This is a genomic window from Bacillus sp. FSL K6-0069 (genome assembly GCF_038007785.1).
Taxonomy (GTDB): Bacteria; Bacillota; Bacilli; order Bacillales; family Bacillaceae_G; genus Bacillus_A; species Bacillus_A mobilis.
This window is the reverse complement of the sequence record NZ_JBBOXN010000001.1, coordinates 3495078-3512285: the sequence shown is the minus strand read 5'-3', so window position 1 is coordinate 3512285 and position 17208 is coordinate 3495078. Positions and strand designations below refer to the sequence as shown.

General features: G+C 31.8%; 15 protein-coding genes. All 15 read left to right on the top strand.

Annotated elements, in window-relative coordinates:
• Positions 1 to 56: 56 nt before the first annotated feature.
• Positions 57 to 1238 carry a glycosyltransferase gene (locus tag MHB74_RS17950; RefSeq protein ID WP_061677956.1) on the top strand — a complete coding sequence of 394 codons (1182 nt, stop codon included), beginning with the start codon at positions 57 to 59 and terminating at the stop codon, positions 1236 to 1238.
• 32 nt (positions 1239 to 1270) lie between these two features.
• A complete protein-coding gene (locus tag MHB74_RS17945; protein WP_061677957.1) occupies positions 1271 to 2470 on the top strand; it encodes a glycosyltransferase in 1200 nt (399 codons plus the stop codon).
• Positions 2471 to 2608: 138 nt separating this feature from the next.
• Entirely contained in the window at positions 2609 to 3787 is a 1179-nt protein-coding gene (locus tag MHB74_RS17940; RefSeq protein ID WP_061677958.1) for a glycosyltransferase, read from the top strand.
• A gap of 22 nt (positions 3788 to 3809) precedes the next feature.
• Positions 3810 to 4775, top strand: coding sequence for a glycosyltransferase family 2 protein (locus tag MHB74_RS17935; protein ID WP_061677959.1), 966 nt, complete (start codon positions 3810 to 3812; stop codon positions 4773 to 4775).
• A gap of 124 nt (positions 4776 to 4899) precedes the next feature.
• Positions 4900 to 6438: a lipopolysaccharide biosynthesis protein gene (locus MHB74_RS17930; protein ID WP_061677960.1), complete on the top strand. Its 1539-nt coding sequence runs from the start codon at positions 4900 to 4902 to the stop codon at positions 6436 to 6438.
• A gap of 264 nt (positions 6439 to 6702) precedes the next feature.
• Positions 6703 to 9033, top strand: coding sequence for a right-handed parallel beta-helix repeat-containing protein (locus MHB74_RS17925; protein ID WP_061677961.1), 2331 nt, complete (start codon positions 6703 to 6705; stop codon positions 9031 to 9033).
• A 245-nt stretch (positions 9034 to 9278) separates the two neighbouring features.
• The gene (locus MHB74_RS17920) at positions 9279 to 9893 is read left to right on the top strand and encodes a sugar transferase (RefSeq protein ID WP_000821041.1); all 615 of its coding nucleotides are present in this window, start codon (positions 9279 to 9281) and stop codon (positions 9891 to 9893) included.
• Entirely contained in the window at positions 9890 to 10522 is a 633-nt protein-coding gene (locus MHB74_RS17915; RefSeq protein ID WP_061677962.1) for an acetyltransferase, read from the top strand. Before MHB74_RS17920 ends, MHB74_RS17915 begins: the two co-directional genes overlap by 4 nt.
• A 16-nt stretch (positions 10523 to 10538) precedes the next feature.
• Positions 10539 to 11684: a DegT/DnrJ/EryC1/StrS family aminotransferase gene (locus MHB74_RS17910; RefSeq protein ID WP_061677992.1), complete on the top strand. Its 1146-nt coding sequence runs from the start codon at positions 10539 to 10541 to the stop codon at positions 11682 to 11684.
• A gap of 349 nt (positions 11685 to 12033) precedes the next feature.
• Positions 12034 to 13974 (top strand): lasso peptide isopeptide bond-forming cyclase, encoded by a 1941-nt coding sequence (locus MHB74_RS17905; RefSeq protein WP_061677963.1) that lies wholly within the window; start codon positions 12034 to 12036, stop codon positions 13972 to 13974.
• A 14-nt stretch (positions 13975 to 13988) separates the two neighbouring features.
• A complete protein-coding gene (locus MHB74_RS17900) occupies positions 13989 to 14120 on the top strand; it encodes a paeninodin family lasso peptide (protein ID WP_116758355.1) in 132 nt (43 codons plus the stop codon).
• Between the two features lie 155 nt (positions 14121 to 14275).
• Positions 14276 to 15205 (top strand): aldolase, encoded by a 930-nt coding sequence (locus tag MHB74_RS17895; RefSeq protein ID WP_061677964.1) that lies wholly within the window; start codon positions 14276 to 14278, stop codon positions 15203 to 15205.
• Positions 15206 to 15208: 3 nt separating this feature from the next.
• The gene (locus MHB74_RS17890; protein WP_061677965.1) at positions 15209 to 15499 is read left to right on the top strand and encodes a lasso peptide biosynthesis PqqD family chaperone; all 291 of its coding nucleotides are present in this window, start codon (positions 15209 to 15211) and stop codon (positions 15497 to 15499) included.
• A gap of 46 nt (positions 15500 to 15545) precedes the next feature.
• The gene (locus tag MHB74_RS17885; protein WP_061677966.1) at positions 15546 to 15998 is read left to right on the top strand and encodes a lasso peptide biosynthesis B2 protein; all 453 of its coding nucleotides are present in this window, start codon (positions 15546 to 15548) and stop codon (positions 15996 to 15998) included.
• Positions 15999 to 16020: 22 nt separating this feature from the next.
• On the top strand, positions 16021 to 17208 hold the full coding sequence (locus MHB74_RS17880; RefSeq protein ID WP_061677967.1) for a nucleotidyltransferase domain-containing protein: 1188 nt from the start codon (positions 16021 to 16023) through the stop codon (positions 17206 to 17208).

Below are 17208 nucleotides of genomic sequence, written 5' to 3'. Positions count from 1 at the left end.
GTAAATGTTTTTTAATATTTTGAGTGTAATAAAAACACTTTAGGGTAGTGATAGTTATGAAGAAAAAAATTTTATTCGTTATAGATTCGCTACAAAGTGGAGGAGCTGAAAAAAGTTTAGTTTCTTTACTTTCTTCATTTGATTATACGAAATATGAAGTTGATTTGTTAATGTTCTCTGCTAGTGGATTGTATTTACCATTACTTCCAAAACAGGTAAACGTTTTAGAAGTACCGACAATTATTAAAAGACAGGCTGAGAAATTTAATTATTTAATCAAGCATAAATACTTTAAAGAGTTATTTCTTAGAGTTGGGGCTTCTATATCTCTTAGAAATCCATACATAAATAAAAAATTACATGCAGCTCAAGTAGTTTGGAGATGGGTGTCTAAAGGAATGGATAGTTTAAAGGGGACATATGATGTTGCCATAGCTTATAGTCAAGGAATGCCAACATACTTTGTGGCAAATAAGGTTTACGCGTGCAAAAAAATCGCTTGGGTGAATACGGATTATAGGCTAGCTGCATATAATAAAGATTTTGACTTGAACTATTATGAGGAATTTAATGAAATAGTAGCTGTTTCCGATGGTTGTAAGGAAGTATTGATTCAAGAAATTCCTAAAATAGAATCGAAAATTCAAGTTGTCTATGATATTATATCGCCGACATTAATTAAATCGATGGCAAATGAGAGTAAAGGATTTAGTGATCAGTTTGAGGGATTACGAATATTAACGATTGGTAGGTTAGTCTATGAAAAAGGATATGAATTGGCCATAGAAGCTTGTTATAAATTAAAGCAAAAAGGCTATAGATTTAAGTGGTATGTAATCGGCGAAGGAAATCTTCAAAGTGAACTCGAGGATAGGATAAGTAAATATAATTTACACGATACTTTCATATTATTAGGTACATACAAGAATCCCTATCCCTTTATAAAACACAGTGATATATATGTACAACCCTCTAGGTATGAAGGATTTGGCTTGGCAATAGCAGAGGCTAGAATATTTCAAAAACCTATAGTGGTAACCGACTTTGTTACAGTTTATAATCAAATCAAACATAGAGAGAATGGTTTAATAGTGAAGATGGATTCGGAAGCAATATATGAAGGGGTGAAAGAAATTATAGAAAACGATTTGCTAAAAAAACGGTTATTTGAAAATTTAAAGAAAGAAAAGGTTGGAACGGAAGAGGAAATTGAGAAGATATATGCTTTTTTCAATTAAAGGATTTTATAAATAGAAAGAATGGGAGAACTATGAAAAAGAAAATACTTTTTATGGTTATAAATATGAATATAGGTGGTACGGAGAAGGCCTTATTAAATATGGTAGCAGAAATCCCAAAAGAAAAATATGAAGTGACAATTTTAATGTTAGAGAAAAAAGGAGAATTTTTAAATTTTATTCCAAAGGGGGTTCGTATTGAGTATGTAAAGGATTACGAAGAAATGCAATGTATTTTGAATAAACCAACACGGTTAGTTATAGCGGATTTTATAAAACAAAGAAAAATTGTAAAAGCGCTGCAACTGGCAGTGTTGTACGTAATCTCTAAGGTTATGAAAGAACGGAGTGTTATTTTTAAATATTGTTTACAGAATTATGAAGGTGCTTATAAAAATTATGATATTGCTATCGCTTATGCTGGACCAATGGATTTTATTAGTTACTTTGTGGCAAATAAAGTAGAGGCGAGACGAAAGATTCAATGGATCCATTTCGATATTGAAAAGATATATTTTAATAAGCATTTTGTTAATAAAGTATATAAAAAATTTCAACATGTTTTTGTAGTTTCAGATTTAGGAAAGATGAAACTTACTCAAACTGTTCCGGAATTGATAAATAAGACAGAAACTTTTTTAAATATTATTTCACCTGAAATGATATGTAAGATGGCAAATGAAGGAATTGGGTTTGCGGATGATTTTGAGGGCGTAAGAATCCTTACTGTTGGTAGATTGAGTATAGAAAAGGGGCAGGATTTAACAATATCTGTGTTAGCTAAGCTGAGAGAAGCTGGCTTCAATGTTAGATGGTATTGTATAGGAGATGGAAAGGAAAGAGGAATGTATGAAAAGCTTGTGGAAAATTACGATGTCCAGGGTGATTATATCTTTTTAGGAGCAGTTTCGAATCCCTATCCATTTATGAAACAATGTGATTTATATGTTCAACCGTCTCGATATGAGGGATACTGCATAACACTTGCAGAAGCTAGATGTTTTAATAACCCAATTATTAGTACAGATTTTACAGGAGCAAGTGAACAGATAATCCATAACAACAATGGATTAATCGTTCAATTTGATGAGCAGCAAATGTATGATTCTATTGTACAAATATTAAGTGATAAATTGCTAGATGGACGGTTGAGAAAAAATATAGAAAAAGAAGTGGTAGATACGAGAAAAGAGTTAAAAAAGTTATATAGAATAGCCAATTCTAATATGTAACTGGTTTTAGAGGGTATTATTATCGCATTACAGAAATATGGACGTTTCGCTATTATAAATTATGTTTTTTGTGAAAACATCTTCGAGGGTGTTTTTTTATTTTGATATAAAACTTTTAGGTGGTAGAAGGAGATAGTTATGAAGAGAGTGCTATTTATGGTAAGTAGTATGAATATAGGTGGTGTAGAAAAATCACTTCTTTCTTTGTTATCTGTAATACCAAAAGAAAAGTATGATGTCACAGTATTGATGCTGGAGAAGCGAGGGGGGTTTTTAAAACAATTACCAAGTTGGGTAAAGATAGAAGAAGTTACTTGGTTTGAAAACTTGAAGCCTAAAATTATGCAACCACCAAAGAAAACGATTAAAGAGTACTTTGAAAATGCAAAGTATATTAAGGGTTTGAATTTTTTACTCACTTATGTGGTATCAAAAAATTTAAAGGATAGATATGTTTTCTATAAAGAGATTTTTAAAGATATTCCACATAATAAGAATAATTATGATATTGCAATAGCATATCAAGGTCCTACTGACATAATTGATTATTATATAGTTAATAGAGTGACTTCAGAAAAGAAAATTTCTTGGATCCATTTTGATGTTTTTCAACATCAAGTTAATACAAAATTATATGAGAAATTATATAATCAGCTGGATAATATATATGTAGTTTCTAAAGAAGCACAAAAACATTTAATAGAGAAGTTTCCTAAAGTAAAAAGTAAGACAAGTGTTTTTTTAAATATTGTACTTCCAGATGTAATAAATGAAATGGCGAAAGAAAAAGTAGAATTTGATAATGAATATAAAGGTATGAAGATAGTAACAGTAGGTAGACTTTCAAAAGAAAAAGGTCAAGACCTTGCAATTAAAGTTTTATCAATGCTACGTAAGGAGGGATACGAAGTACGATGGTACTGTATCGGAGAAGGAGAGAATAGAGGGTATTATGAGACACTAATATGTAAGTATAATTTGAAACAGGATTTTCTATTATTAGGATCAGCAATAAACCCGTATCCATATGTAAATCAATCAGATATATATGTTCAAACTTCTAGGCATGAAGGGTATTGCCTCACGTTAGCTGAGGCGAAATGTTTAAAAAGACCTATTGTAACGACTAATTTTACAGGCGCAAATGAGCAAATAATAGATGGATATAATGGTTTTGTTGCTGAATGTAATGAGGGAAGTCTATATAACAAGATTAAATATCTTTTGGATCAACAAAGAGTGCGCGAAGAGGTAACGTCTAATTTGTTAGAAGAGGAATTTAACAACTTAGAAAAGGTAAATCGTTTTCTAAGTTAATTGTAAATGAAAGGGTGCAATTATGAATCCTAAAATTAGTATTATTGTTCCCGTTTATAAAGTTGAGCAATATATTCATAAATGTATTGATTCTATATTAAAGCAAACGTTCAAAGAGTTTGAGTTGATACTTGTTGATGATGGATCTCCTGATAGTTGTGGTGAGATTTGTGAAGGGTATGCGACTCAAGATAGCCGAATTAAAGTAATCCATAAGGAGAATGGTGGATTATCTTCTGCAAGAAATGCTGGATTAGAAATAGCGCAGGGAGATTATATAGGATTTGTTGATAGTGATGATTGGATAGAAGTGGATATGTATGAATTGTTATATGGTATGTGTGTAGAACAGGATTGTGATATAGCTATTTGTAGTAGTGAAATTCATTACAAGGATAAAACAGTAATTTCAAGCAATCATCCGTTTGTTATTCATAATAGATATAGCGCGATGAAAGCGATGCTAGAAGGGGATTTGTATGATGAAGTTGTTTGGACTAAACTTTTCAAAAGACAATTATTAGAGGGGATTAAATTTCCAGTAGGTATGTCATATGAAGATACAGCGTTTACGTATAAAGTTATTCATAAGTGTAAAAAAGTATGTTTCATAGGAGAACCTAAATATCATTATATAAAGCGTGATAATAGTATGATGGACCAGGCTGTAAAAGAAATTAAAATTGATTCAGTCTTAATCTATGATGAAATGTGTAAATTTATGGGGCGATATTATAAGGAGTTATATAACTTAGTTATATTAAAACTAGGAAATTGTTCGATGGTAGTTTTAAATTTAATATCAGTGAGTGGAAAACTTAATGAGCATAAGAGTAAATATTATAAGGTTATTGGTATATTGAATCGTTATTTTTATAAAACAATGCGTTTAAAAGAGTATGGGAAAAGTGTAAAGTTTTTATTATTGGCGACCAAGTTACATCCATTATTGTATAAATTTTTAATTAATAATTTTGCAAAAAGGTGATAGGTATGAAGAAGTGGCAGCTACAACTGGGATTTTAAAAAATAGGAGTGAGTATTATCCAAAATAATACAATTTTAATATTCACCTATCGATAGTTTAGTTTAACTTATGAAGGGGATTAATCATGCGAACGATGCATTCAATCAAGAATATATCAATAAGTATATTTTCTCAAATGGTTATTGTTATTCTAGGGTTTATATCTAGGAAAGTTTTTTTAGATAGCTTAGGAATAGAGTATTTAGGGATAGATGGCTTGTTAATTAATGTTTTATCCATGTTGGTGTTAATTGAAGCTGGTATAGGGGCAAGTATAGTATACAATTTGTATAAACCATTGGCAGAAAATAATCAGTATAAAATTATAGCTCTAGTTCAATTATATAAAAAAATTTATCAGATTTTAGCAATCATTATTCTAGTAATAAGTGTTATGATATATCCCTTTTTAAGTTATTTAATGAAAGATGGGGCGTCTATATCGAATGTTGCGATAATCTATTCGATATTCGTGGTAAAAAATGTAGTTACCTATTTAAATGCTCATAAGAGGTCTTTAATACAAGCAGATCAAAGAGGATACATATTGGCTAGGATGGATCTCTTATTTCAAGTGCTAACTACAATATTCAAAATATTTATACTAATGCACACGAAAGATTATATATTGTATTTAATTATAGAGTTGAGTATATATGTAATTCAAAATGTGGTAAACGGTAGGATTGTTAATAAGAACTATCCTTATATAAAGACAAAAAAGAAATATTCTATAGATAATGATACGAAAGAAAAATTAATTATAAATGTAAAGGCGATGTTTTTGCATAATATTGGAGGATATATTGTATTTGGAACTGATAATATACTGATTTCATCTTTTGTAGGCCTTGCTATGGTAGGGATATATTCAAACTATACAATGATAATAAATCAATTAGCAGCTGTAGTAAATCCTATATTAAATGGTATTGAGGCTAGTGTAGGAAATCTAATCGCAACTGAGAATAATGACAAAAATTATGCAATATTTAAAGTGACTTATTTAGTGAATTTTTGGATTTTTTCTTTTTGTACCATATTTTTATTTAATCTGTTAGAGCCATTTATAGGATGGTGGCTTGATAAGAAGTATTTATTAAATAACATAGTTTTTGTAGTGATACTCATAAACTTTTATTTAACAGGGATGCGAACTGCGATAGCTATTTTTAAAAATAAAGCAGGATTATTTGTACAAGATAAGTATATTCCGCTAGTTGAAGCGATAATCAATTTAAGTTTATCTATTCTATTAGCCAAAATGTTTGGATTGGTAGGTATATTCATAGGAACGGCGATTAGTACAATTGCTACTGTACTTTGGATTCAGCCTTATATTGTATATAAAAATCTTTTTAAGAAATCAGTTTGGAGTTATTTTACAACATACGTATTTTATATATTTTTAACTGTCGTAACAGGTTTCATTACTACAAGTATATGTAATTATTTCATAGAAGGTAGTACTTTTATTTCGTTAGTCGGAAAAGGTGTGATTTGCTTATTAGTACCAAATGTAATATACGTATTAACTTTTTATAAAAGCACAGAATTTCAATATATAAGGAATATTTTTAGTATGATGTTTTTACAAATTAAAAAGAAACAAAACGTTATTTAAGTATAAAAAGTATAGGCATTATACCGATTTGAATTATTAAGGAAGTATAGTATTGTTGAAGCCTATTAGTATGAAACGAAACTTGATTTTAATTAGAAAGCATGAAGCATTAGCCCTAACATCGTATTTATATAATGCATAGTATTCTATTAAAGGGATACGTATGTAAGCGGAATATAAAATATTTATCCCAATCTACTGATGTGAGTTTGAATTTTCTGTGAAAGTTCAACTTCTATCTTAGTTGGAGGTTATATATAAATCATGGCAAAATTTCAGGTGACATGTGTTTTGAAAAGTAATCTTCCTGTGTTAAGCGAGGGAGAATTTTGTTTTTGTATAGATACTAATGAGTTATTTATTGGGACGAAAAAAGGGAATGTAAAAGTATCAACAGAGAATACATTTGAGAGGTTAGTAAGTAAACTTAAAAGCAATACATTTGGAGGTTTTAAGTCCAGAAAATCACTGGTTGGAGAAACAGAATCTGCTAATGTGGTTTCGGGCACGTATTTTCTTGAGTTAGAGAGATGGAATGTTAAAAATGATGGAACGGACGCGGATAATACTTCTAAAGGGATTAATAATGCATTATTGTGGGCATCTCAACAAGGATTTATAGAAGTTGTTTTACCCATGGGGACATATTTAATTGACGAAAATACACCAATTGAGCCACAAAGCTTTATGACTTTAAATTTAGGTGGATCTACTTTAAAAATAAGAAGTAATGGATTAGTAAAATATGCAATCGTACGATATCAAAGAAATCAAAAATTTTCTCGAGTTACGAATGGAAGGATTGAAGGGGATAAAGATACACATGATTATACAACGATTCCTCATACTCATGAATGGGGATATGGGATTGAAGTAGGAAATACGACTCCTGTTGAGGGGAGTAATATGAATTACATTTCAATAGATAATATGGAAATCTTAAATTGTACTGGCGATGGGATAGCGATGGAAAGTACATGGGGACAAATTGGAGAATATGATTTTGCTGGTACATTTGAAATAGGAGGGATTAGTGATGTCAATGGTTCCCTAATAGTAGATGATAATAAAATTAGATCGAATTTAAAAATAGATTTACATCATAGTAGCATTATAAAATGGGGATATTTCGGTTTGTATGGAGATGGCTATGGTGGAACTGGTTCAGAAATATATACAGAATTATATGATGTGTTATTTTATAAGACTGATAATACTTTTGTAACGGCTGCGAAGAGAGTAAAGTTTTTTGAAGAAGTGAGTGTTCCAAAAGAAGCAGATTATGCGAAAATAGTACTTCACCAAGGTACAATACCTGCAGAAAACGGTTGTAAAATAACTGTTAGAATTCCGGAATTTTCCCGAAATGTATTTATTGAGAAATGTAAAATACATGATTGTAGAAGGCTTGGGATAAGCGTATCTGGCGCGAAACAAATTTATATTAGAGATTGTGAAATTTACAAAATGAAAGGTACAGCGCCTCAGGGAGCAATAGATATTGAAGATGGATATCGATTAAATCAATATATAAACATTGAGCGTAATAACATATATGATAATCAGGGATATAACGTTGTTGTAGTCGGTGGTAGATATATTAATATCATTCAAAATAAATTAGTTAATAATTCATTAGTAGTAGGCGAAAATGTAGAGAAAGTGATTGTAAGCAATAATCACTTAAGGGAAGTAAGTTGTGTTTTAAGCGGAGAAGTAACTTTTACGAATAATCAAATGTATGCTACTCGAGTCACGATAGATCAAGGGGATAAAGAAGCACTTATTGGTAACTGTATTTTCCATAATAGCGCATTGTTAATGGGAAGAGATAAAGCTTATTGTATTCAAGTGAACCAATGTGAATTTTTTAGTGATCGAGATTTATTTCATTCTTTTTCACAGTTAGGTTCAATAATTGGTTTTTCAGCAGAACCGCAAACTATATCAGATTGTGTTATTAAAGGAGGCGCTGTAGAGGGTACAAGTTTGACAGGCGTATCACCTGGTATGAAAAATGGATGGAGATTAAATAATATTTCTTTTATAGATACGAAACACCCGCAAGGAATCATTACGAATTTACCGCCAGGAGTATATACGGGATGTAAATTTGAGAACAGCGGTACAATATCATTTGTTACAAAAACTCCTCAAGCAGAATATGAATTTAATGGATGTTCATTTAGTTGGGATGCTTATAATCTTTTTACTGTTGAGTCTTCTCAAAGGATAGCAATGCTAAAAGTGAAAAATAGTAATTTTAGAGGAGGAAGATCGGGCTCCGCATTTTTTTTATGGGACATTGGTGGGAGAATAGAATTTAATAATAATGCATTTGAATACCTTAATTCGGAATCGACAGACAGTATAATTAATTTTTGGAATGAAACATTTACGAGTGAGTTTATGTTAATAGAAAATAATATATTTAGGTCAAATAAAAGTATGATAGGCGTGAATGCAAATCAGATTTCATCCTCAATCACTTTAATTTTTAAAGATAATATTGTTGACACAGTAATTATCAAATTAAGGGATGAACATATAAAAAAGGATAATTATATTAATGGCGTCTTTGATCCGTACATGTAAAGTTATAGAAACTAATGGAGTAACAGGTCCTTTGTAAATAAGCAGTGCTACCCCATGGGAATATTCACATAGGCTAGCTATGTTTAAACTATTTGATGAGATAGAATTAATGAAAGATGACGTAATTAAACAAAACAAGGGGCAACTAACTGTAGTTGTCTTTTGTTTTGTTTAATTGCATATAAAGTTTTAAATGGTTCTTCGTGTTAGGGGTATTAAACGTAAATAAGTAAGGAGGATAGTACATGAAAAGAATTTTTGATGTATGTATTTCTTTATTGTTATTATTTGTATGTTTGCTTCCTATTCTTGTTGTAGCGATTTTAGTTAGGCTTAAATTAGGATCTCCTGTGCTATTTAAACAACAGCGTCCAGGACTGCATGGAAAACCGTTTAATGTTTATAAGTTTCGAACTATGCTAGATAAGAAAGGGAGTGATGGGGAATTACTTCCAGATCAAAATAGATTGACTACTTTTGGGGCAATTCTTAGAAAATATAGTTTAGATGAGTTACCCCAACTGATGAATGTTCTATGGGGTGATTTAAGTTTAGTAGGTCCAAGGCCATTATTGATGGAATACTTACCTCTATATTCTAGTAAACAGGCTAAAAGGCATAATGTAAAACCAGGAATTACGGGATGGGCACAAATAAATGGTAGGAATTTGATTACCTGGGAAGAAAAATTTGAATTGGATGTATGGTATGTGGAGAATCACTCTTTTTTACTAGACTTGAAAATAATTGTACTTACAATATTAAAAGTATTTAAAACAGAGGGAATAAATCATGTAGGGCATGTGACAATGGAGAGATTTACTGGAGGGAAAATAGAAATAAAGGGGGAGGGAAAATGAAAATTTTAATAATAGGATGTGGTGGGCATAGCAAGGTTGTGAGGGATATAATCTTATCAAATGAAGGATATGAAATAGTCGGTTATTTAGATGATTTGTACACAGATATAAATATTGTAGACAATCTTTATTTTGGAGCAATTGCAGATGCAAGGGAAATTATCAATAATTTTAATAATGTAAAGCTCGTGATTGCTATAGGAAATAATAAAATAAGAAGAGAAATTTCAGAAATATTAAATCAACCAAGTAGCATATATGCTACTTTAATTCATAAAACAGCCATTATAAGTTCAAATGCTTATATAGGAAACGGAACGGTAATTATGCCAAATGTGGTTGTTAATGCGGATACTTTCATCGGTAACCATACTATAATAAATACGGGCTCAATAATAGAACATGATAATATAATTGATGATTTTGTTCATATTTCACCACATGCTACACTTACAGGTTCTGTCACTATAGAAGAGGGGGCACATATAGGAGCATCAGCTACTATAATTCCAGGTGTTCAAATTGGTAAGTGGTCTATTGTTGGAGCTGGTTCTGTAGTTATAAACGATTTTCCATCTAATTGTACTGCTGCTGGTATTCCAGCCAAAGTTATTAATGTAGTAAATTGAGAGGAGATGAAGAATGATGATAAAAAATAAGGAGAAAATTTATCTTTCCTCTCCACACATGAGTGGAAATGAACAGAAATATATAAAAGATGCTTTTGATTCAAATTGGATTGCGCCTCTTGGTCCAAATGTAGATGAATTTGAAAGAGAGCTTGCTTCTTTTGTAGGAGTTAAAGGTGGAGCTGCGGTTAGTTCAGGGACTGCTGCCATTCATCTAGCTTTGCGATTATTAAACGTTCAAAAGGGAGATACAGTATTTTGTTCAAGTTTCACTTTTGTAGCAAGTGCGAATCCGATTGTTTATTTAGGAGCTGAACCGGTATTTATTGACTCAGAACCGGAAACATGGAATATGTCACCACAAGCTCTAGCACTTGCGTTGCATGATGCTAATAAAGTAGGGAAATTACCTAAGGCTGTTATTCTTGTTCATTTATATGGTCAGAGTGCTAAGTTAGATGAAATTCTTTCGCTTTGTAATCATTATGATGTTCCTATAATTGAGGATGCAGCAGAATCTCTAGGTTCTACATATAAAGGAAAAGCAAGTGGTACATTCGGGAGGTTTGGGATTTATTCATTTAATGGAAATAAAATCATTACAACTTCAGGTGGTGGAATGCTAGTTTCTAATGATACGGAAGCGATAGACAAAGCAAAGTTTTTAGCAACTCAAGCAAGAGATCCAGCACCTCACTATCAGCATAGTCAAATAGGTTACAATTATAGAATGAGTAATATATTAGCTGGTGTTGGGAGAGGACAATTAGAAGTATTAGAAGATAGGGTGCGTGCTAGAAGATCTATATTTAATCGGTACTATGAAGGGTTATCTCACATACCGGGATTTTGTTTTATGCCGGAATTAGAAAACACTCGTTCGAATCGTTGGCTGACAACTATGCTGATTGATGAAAAGGAATCTGGTATCACTATTAAAAAATTATTGACAGATTTAGCTGAGGAAAACATTGAAGCACGCCCTACATGGAAGCCATTGCATATACAGCCGCTGTTTAAAAAAAATAAATTTTATTTTCATCAGAAAGATAAGGATGTATCGAAAAAGTTATTTAAAAATGGGATTTGCCTTCCTTCTGGGTCCAATATGACGGATGAGGATCAGCGGAGAGTTATTCAGGCTATAATTAAATTAATATAAAATGGAATATGTTGAAGAGAAATAAGAAGTGAATGTTTTTGATATATAGATACTTCTTGATAGTTGGAGAAAGGGCAAAGAATATTGGAATCATATATCTGAATTATCGTTCTTTATAAAGGATGGTTATCCTGAAGTAATTATTTGAATTTACTGTTTTTTTGATTGACTCACGATAAATATAATGCTATTTTTAGCATATCTATACCTTGGCGTAATTGGATTATTTACTTAACCACGGGAGTATATGTTGATTTGTTCTTTAAAAAGAATTTATTACGAAGAGTGTAAGCATTAAATAGATATATATAAGAATTTATAGCAACTTATTACACAATAGGAGGGAAAAATGAGTGCTATAGCTGGCATTATTCACTTTAATAACGAGCCTGTATCGATTGAACATGGAAGAGGACTAATGGGGTGTTTAAGTAAGTACCCTGCTGATGATATTCGAATATGGCATAAAGAACATATATTCTTTGGTTGCCATGCCCAATGGATCACACCAGAATCAATCGGTGAACAATTACCTTATTATGATGTTAAATCGAAATTAATTATTACTGCTGATGCAATCATTGATAATAGAACGGAATTGTTTGATAGGTTGCAAGTGGATAATGTTGAAAGAAAAGGGATTGCTGACAGTGAATTGATTTTACGTGCTTATCAAAAATGGGGAGAGGAGTCCCCGAAGTATTTAGTTGGCGACTTTGCTTTTATGATTTGGGATGAACGTAACCAAAAACTATTTGGTGCAAGGGATTTTTCAGGAAGTCGAACTCTTTATTATTTTCGTGACCATCAACGATTTGCTTTTTGTACGATAATAAGTCCGTTATTATCATTACCGTATGTACGTAAGGAATTAAATGAACTATGGTTAGCTGAGTATTTGGCGGTATCTGGAATGATAGATGCGGTAGATACTTCAATCACACCGTATAAACACATAGAACAAGTACCTCCAGCACATAGTATTGTGATAGATAAAAATAAAATAAAGCTTATGAGATATTGTACTCTAACTGTAAACGAGAGGTTGGAATTAAAGTCAAACGAAGAGTACATAGAAGCATTTCAAGAGGTTTTTCAAAAAGCGGTAGATGATAGATTACGTACAAACCTTAATGTAGGTGCTCAGTTAAGTGGTGGATTAGATTCAGGGGCTGTTGTGAGTTTTGCGGTAAATACAATGAGGAAAGAAAATAAACGGTTACATACTTTCAGTTATATTCCGCCACATGATTTTGTGGATTTTACACCTAAACAGCTAGTGCCTAATGAGAGTGTGTATATCAAATCAACTATAGAATATGTAGGAGGAGTTAGGGAGCATTACTTAGATTTTAAGGGGAAAAATTCATATTCAGAGATAGATAGCTTTTTAGAAATACTAGAGACGCCATATAAGTTCTTTGAAAACTCATTTTGGTTAAAAGGGATGTTTGAAAAAGCTCATGAGGAAGGCGTTGGCGTGTTATTAAATGGTGATAGAGGGAATTTCACCATTTCGTGGGGATATGCCTTAGAGTACTATGCTATCCTACTAAAAAAATTAAAATGGATTCGTCTTTATAAAGAACTAAATCAATATAGTAAAAATACAGGTGGAGATAGATTACGGAGAATACCAGATATATTTAGGATTGGATTTCCGGCTGTGAATCGAATTTTTTCACAAAATAAAGTAAATAAAAAGCCAATGTTAATCAATCCGAAATTTGCAAAAAATACAAGGATTTTCGAGAAATTTAAAGAATATGGGTTAGAACAAACAGGATGGTATTCTGAGTCAAATATATATGAGGAACGCCGAAAACATTTTGAAGATGTTTTTCATTGGAATGCTGGTAGTACACTTGCAGCAAAGCTATCTTTACGCTATGGATTATGGAAGCGTGATCCAACTAATGATATACGTGTAATTCGTTTTTGTTTATCGGTACCAGAAGAACAGTATGTGCAAAATGGATTAGATCGAGCTTTAATCCGAAGATCTACAGAAAAAATGCTGCCAGATAAGATTAGATTGAATCAAAAAACTAGAGGTGTCCAAGGTGTGGATTGGGTCCATCGAATGATGCCATATTGGAAGACATTTATAGATGAAATAGAGCAACTAAGTGTAGATGAAACAGCTTTAGAGTATTTAAACGGTCAGGTCATAAAAGAAGCTCTATACAAGGTTAGAGAAGATGTGAGCCCTGAAAATGCGATTAATTTCGATTATAAAGTTTTAATGCGTAGTTTAATTGTTTATCGGTACATTAAAACGTTTATTTGAAGGGAGGTGATCATATGAAAAAAGAATGGGAGAAACCTATTTTAGAGGTGTTGGATGTGAAGATGACAATGTTGGGGAAAGAAGGAGAGTATACTGATGCTGCTTTTCCTGACCATACTCCAAAGGGTGATATAACTTTTAGTTAGATAATAGAAATAAAGTATTTAACTCATTTTGCTCAAATGTTTAAAGTTAAATGGATTTTATATATTTGATATGGATTGTTTGCATGCTAAATCTCCTTGTACGTGAAAATGTATAAGGAGATTTAATATTACTATCGTTATATTGGGGTGAAAAAATGTTAATAGCTAAAACCAATATAGTATATAAAGCGTTTGGCCTATTTATTATTAGTGATATTTCATTACCAGAATTACCTAATGTGCAAAATAAAATGGATTCAATAGACATTGAGGTAAGGATTAAAGATTTGTCGGAATTATGGATGGATTTAGCTGATAAACAAGACGAATTTGTAATTAAAAAAGATTTAGTAATGTTTCAGGTTCCCGATATTGCAATATTTGCTATTCAAGATGGAAATAAAATATTTGTTTCACCTATGAAAGAGTATGAAGAGGATATGATTCGACTTTGGATTTTAGGAACTTGCATGGGTGCCATATTGATGCAAAGAAAAGTATATCCATTACATGGAAGTGCGGTAATTATTAATGGAAAAGCATATGCATTTGTAGGAGATTCAGGTGCTGGAAAGTCTACGCTTGCGTCAGCATTTATACAAGAAGGCTATCAATTTTTAAGTGATGATGTCATAGCGATAGCATTTTCAAGTGATACAAATTCTCCAGTAGTCATCCCATCTTATCCACAACAAAAATTATGGCAAGATAGTTTGGATAATTTAGGAATGGGTACAAACAACTATCGATCGATATATGGTAGGGAAACCAAATACAATGTTCCAGTTTTTTCCGAATATATTGCTGAATCAGTCCCACTAGAAGGGATAGTAGAATTAGTGAAAACAGAGGATGGCAAGGTGGGAATTCGACATATAGAAAAACTTGAGCGGTTTTATACCCTATATCGTCATACATTTCGCAATTTCCTTATCCAAGGTTTAGGATTAATGGAATGGCATTTTACGATCTCTGCTGCTATTTTAACTAAGGTTGATTTATTTGAATTATGTAGACCAGAGAGAGGATATAGTGCTCCACAATTAGTTTCTCTAATATTAACAACTATAAATAAAGGAGAATAATTTATGATTAAAAATCAGGCAATATTATTAAATCAATGTGTTGCACAAGTTAAAGGGAATGTAGTAAGTGATATGGATGGGGAAAAAGTCATGTTAAGTATAAAAAATGGTAAATATTATAATTTAGGGAAAATGGGAGGAGTAATATGGGAACGTATTGAAAAACCAATACCAGTTACTGAGTTAGTTACTACTTTAATATCAGAGTATGAAGTAGAACAATTACAATGTGAGGGACAAGTTCTTTCCTTTTTAGAAATGTTATTAGAAGAAGGGCTGGTTGAAGTTAAGTAAGTAATTTGATCTAGTATTCTATTTTTTTAAAAAAGTAGGGAGATAAATGAATATAGTAAAAAAGTTAACTGCTTTTTTATCACTAGATATGAAGACAAGATTTTTATTTATGGAGGCATATATATATTTAGGATGGGCTCGTATTCTCAAATTTATGTCATTCTCTAAGTCTGCCCCTACATTAGGTATTTATATGGATGAAACATCTTTAAATTATGTTGAATCTAATATTAGGATGCTTAAAAATATAGCTGAAGTTATTCAAATTACGAGTCGCCATACTCTTTGGGACAGTCAATGTCTTGTGAAAGCGATAGCTGGGATGAAAATGCTAGAGAGACGCCAAATTGAGAGTACACTTTATTTAGGAACTGCAAAGGATGAAGATGGGAAAATGGTTGCTCATGCGTGGCTACGAAGTGGTCCTTTTTACATCACTGGATCGGAAGGGATGGAGAAATTCACTGTAGTTGGAACGTTTGCAAAGAAAATAGATTGAAAAACAACTAAAGGAGAATAAAATGAGTAATGATTTTCATCTTAATGTAGAATGTCTGTCTAAAGAGTTAAAATTATTATTGGAAATTTTGAAGTTGCGTAATGATGATAGCGTACTTGGAAATCAAAGTGAGTGGCTTGTAGATATTGATTGGAATAAGTTTCTTGAATTGGCAATGCATCATCGGGTGCATCCATATATTTATCCAAAGGTGAACGGAGTAACTAAAGGATTAATTCCATCTCATGTTATGAATATATTGCGTCAAAACTTTAAAGAGAATATGTTTCGAATGCTCTTTTTAAGTGCTGAAATGGAGCAAGTAAGTAAATGGTTTATTGAAAATGAGATTAATACTCTTTTTTTAAAAGGACCAGCACTTGCGCATGATCTTTATGGTGATGTCTCCTTGAGAACATCTTGTGATTTGGATATTCTTATCCCGATTAACCAGTTGGAGAAAGCCGAAAGAATTCTTTTAGAACAAGGGTATATAAAAGATGAATATATTCAAACGGTATTAAATGATTGGAAATGGAGGCATCATCATACAACATTTTTTCACCCTGAAAAGCAAATTAAACTGGAAATTCATTGGCGGCTAAATCCAGGTCCTGGGAAGGAAATGAAATTTGTGGAATTATGGAAGAGGAAAAGAAAAAGTACATTAGTAAGTAATCCTGTATATGTATTAGGGAAAGAGGATTTATTTGTATTTCTTTGTTCTCATGGAGCACGTCATGGATGGTCAAGGTTACGTTGGTTAGTAGATGTAAATAAAATGATAGAACAAGAGCAGAATTGGTTAGAAATTAATCAGCTATTAAATAAATATCAATCTGGACATATAGTGGGGCAGGCGTTGATTCTGTCACATCAATTGCTAAACTCAACAGTTATTGAAGAAATGAAAACATGGACAAACAAAAAGCATGCTAGGAGATTAGCGCAGGATGTACTGTTTTATTTAAAACAAATGATAAACCTACACACGCCACCAATCCCGGAAGAAGTATCAAAGTATCACAGCCGTCATTTATATTCATTAATGTCAAAACGTCAAAGATTTTTATTTCTATTGAGTCATTTGTATCCTTATCCGATAGATGCAAAGACTTTACCGTTACCTAAATACCTTCATTTTTTGTATTTTCCCTTACGACCTTTTCTATGCACCTGGAGAAGGGTGAGGAAGCATGAGCTAACATAG

Excerpts from the sequence above, each read along its gene's own strand:
- MHB74_RS17930 (WP_061677960.1), top strand. The coding sequence starts at position 4,900 with ATGCGAACGATGCATTCAATCAAGAATATATCAATAAGTATATTTTCT.
- MHB74_RS17915 (WP_061677962.1), top strand. The coding sequence starts at position 9,890 with ATGAAAATTTTAATAATAGGATGTGGTGGGCATAGCAAGGTTGTGAGG.
- MHB74_RS17950 (WP_061677956.1), top strand. The coding sequence starts at position 57 with ATGAAGAAAAAAATTTTATTCGTTATAGATTCGCTACAAAGTGGAGGA.
- MHB74_RS17920 (WP_000821041.1), top strand. The coding sequence starts at position 9,279 with ATGAAAAGAATTTTTGATGTATGTATTTCTTTATTGTTATTATTTGTA.
- MHB74_RS17910 (WP_061677992.1), top strand. The coding sequence starts at position 10,539 with ATGATAAAAAATAAGGAGAAAATTTATCTTTCCTCTCCACACATGAGT.
- MHB74_RS17905 (WP_061677963.1), top strand. The coding sequence starts at position 12,034 with ATGAGTGCTATAGCTGGCATTATTCACTTTAATAACGAGCCTGTATCG.
- MHB74_RS17935 (WP_061677959.1), top strand. The coding sequence starts at position 3,810 with ATGAATCCTAAAATTAGTATTATTGTTCCCGTTTATAAAGTTGAGCAA.
- MHB74_RS17895 (WP_061677964.1), top strand. The coding sequence starts at position 14,276 with ATGTTAATAGCTAAAACCAATATAGTATATAAAGCGTTTGGCCTATTT.
- MHB74_RS17890 (WP_061677965.1), top strand. The coding sequence starts at position 15,209 with ATGATTAAAAATCAGGCAATATTATTAAATCAATGTGTTGCACAAGTT.
- MHB74_RS17900 (WP_116758355.1), top strand. The coding sequence starts at position 13,989 with ATGAAAAAAGAATGGGAGAAACCTATTTTAGAGGTGTTGGATGTGAAG.
- MHB74_RS17885 (WP_061677966.1), top strand. The coding sequence starts at position 15,546 with ATGAATATAGTAAAAAAGTTAACTGCTTTTTTATCACTAGATATGAAG.
- MHB74_RS17940 (WP_061677958.1), top strand. The coding sequence starts at position 2,609 with ATGAAGAGAGTGCTATTTATGGTAAGTAGTATGAATATAGGTGGTGTA.
- MHB74_RS17880 (WP_061677967.1), top strand. The coding sequence starts at position 16,021 with ATGAGTAATGATTTTCATCTTAATGTAGAATGTCTGTCTAAAGAGTTA.
- MHB74_RS17945 (WP_061677957.1), top strand. The coding sequence starts at position 1,271 with ATGAAAAAGAAAATACTTTTTATGGTTATAAATATGAATATAGGTGGT.
- MHB74_RS17925 (WP_061677961.1), top strand. The coding sequence starts at position 6,703 with ATGGCAAAATTTCAGGTGACATGTGTTTTGAAAAGTAATCTTCCTGTG.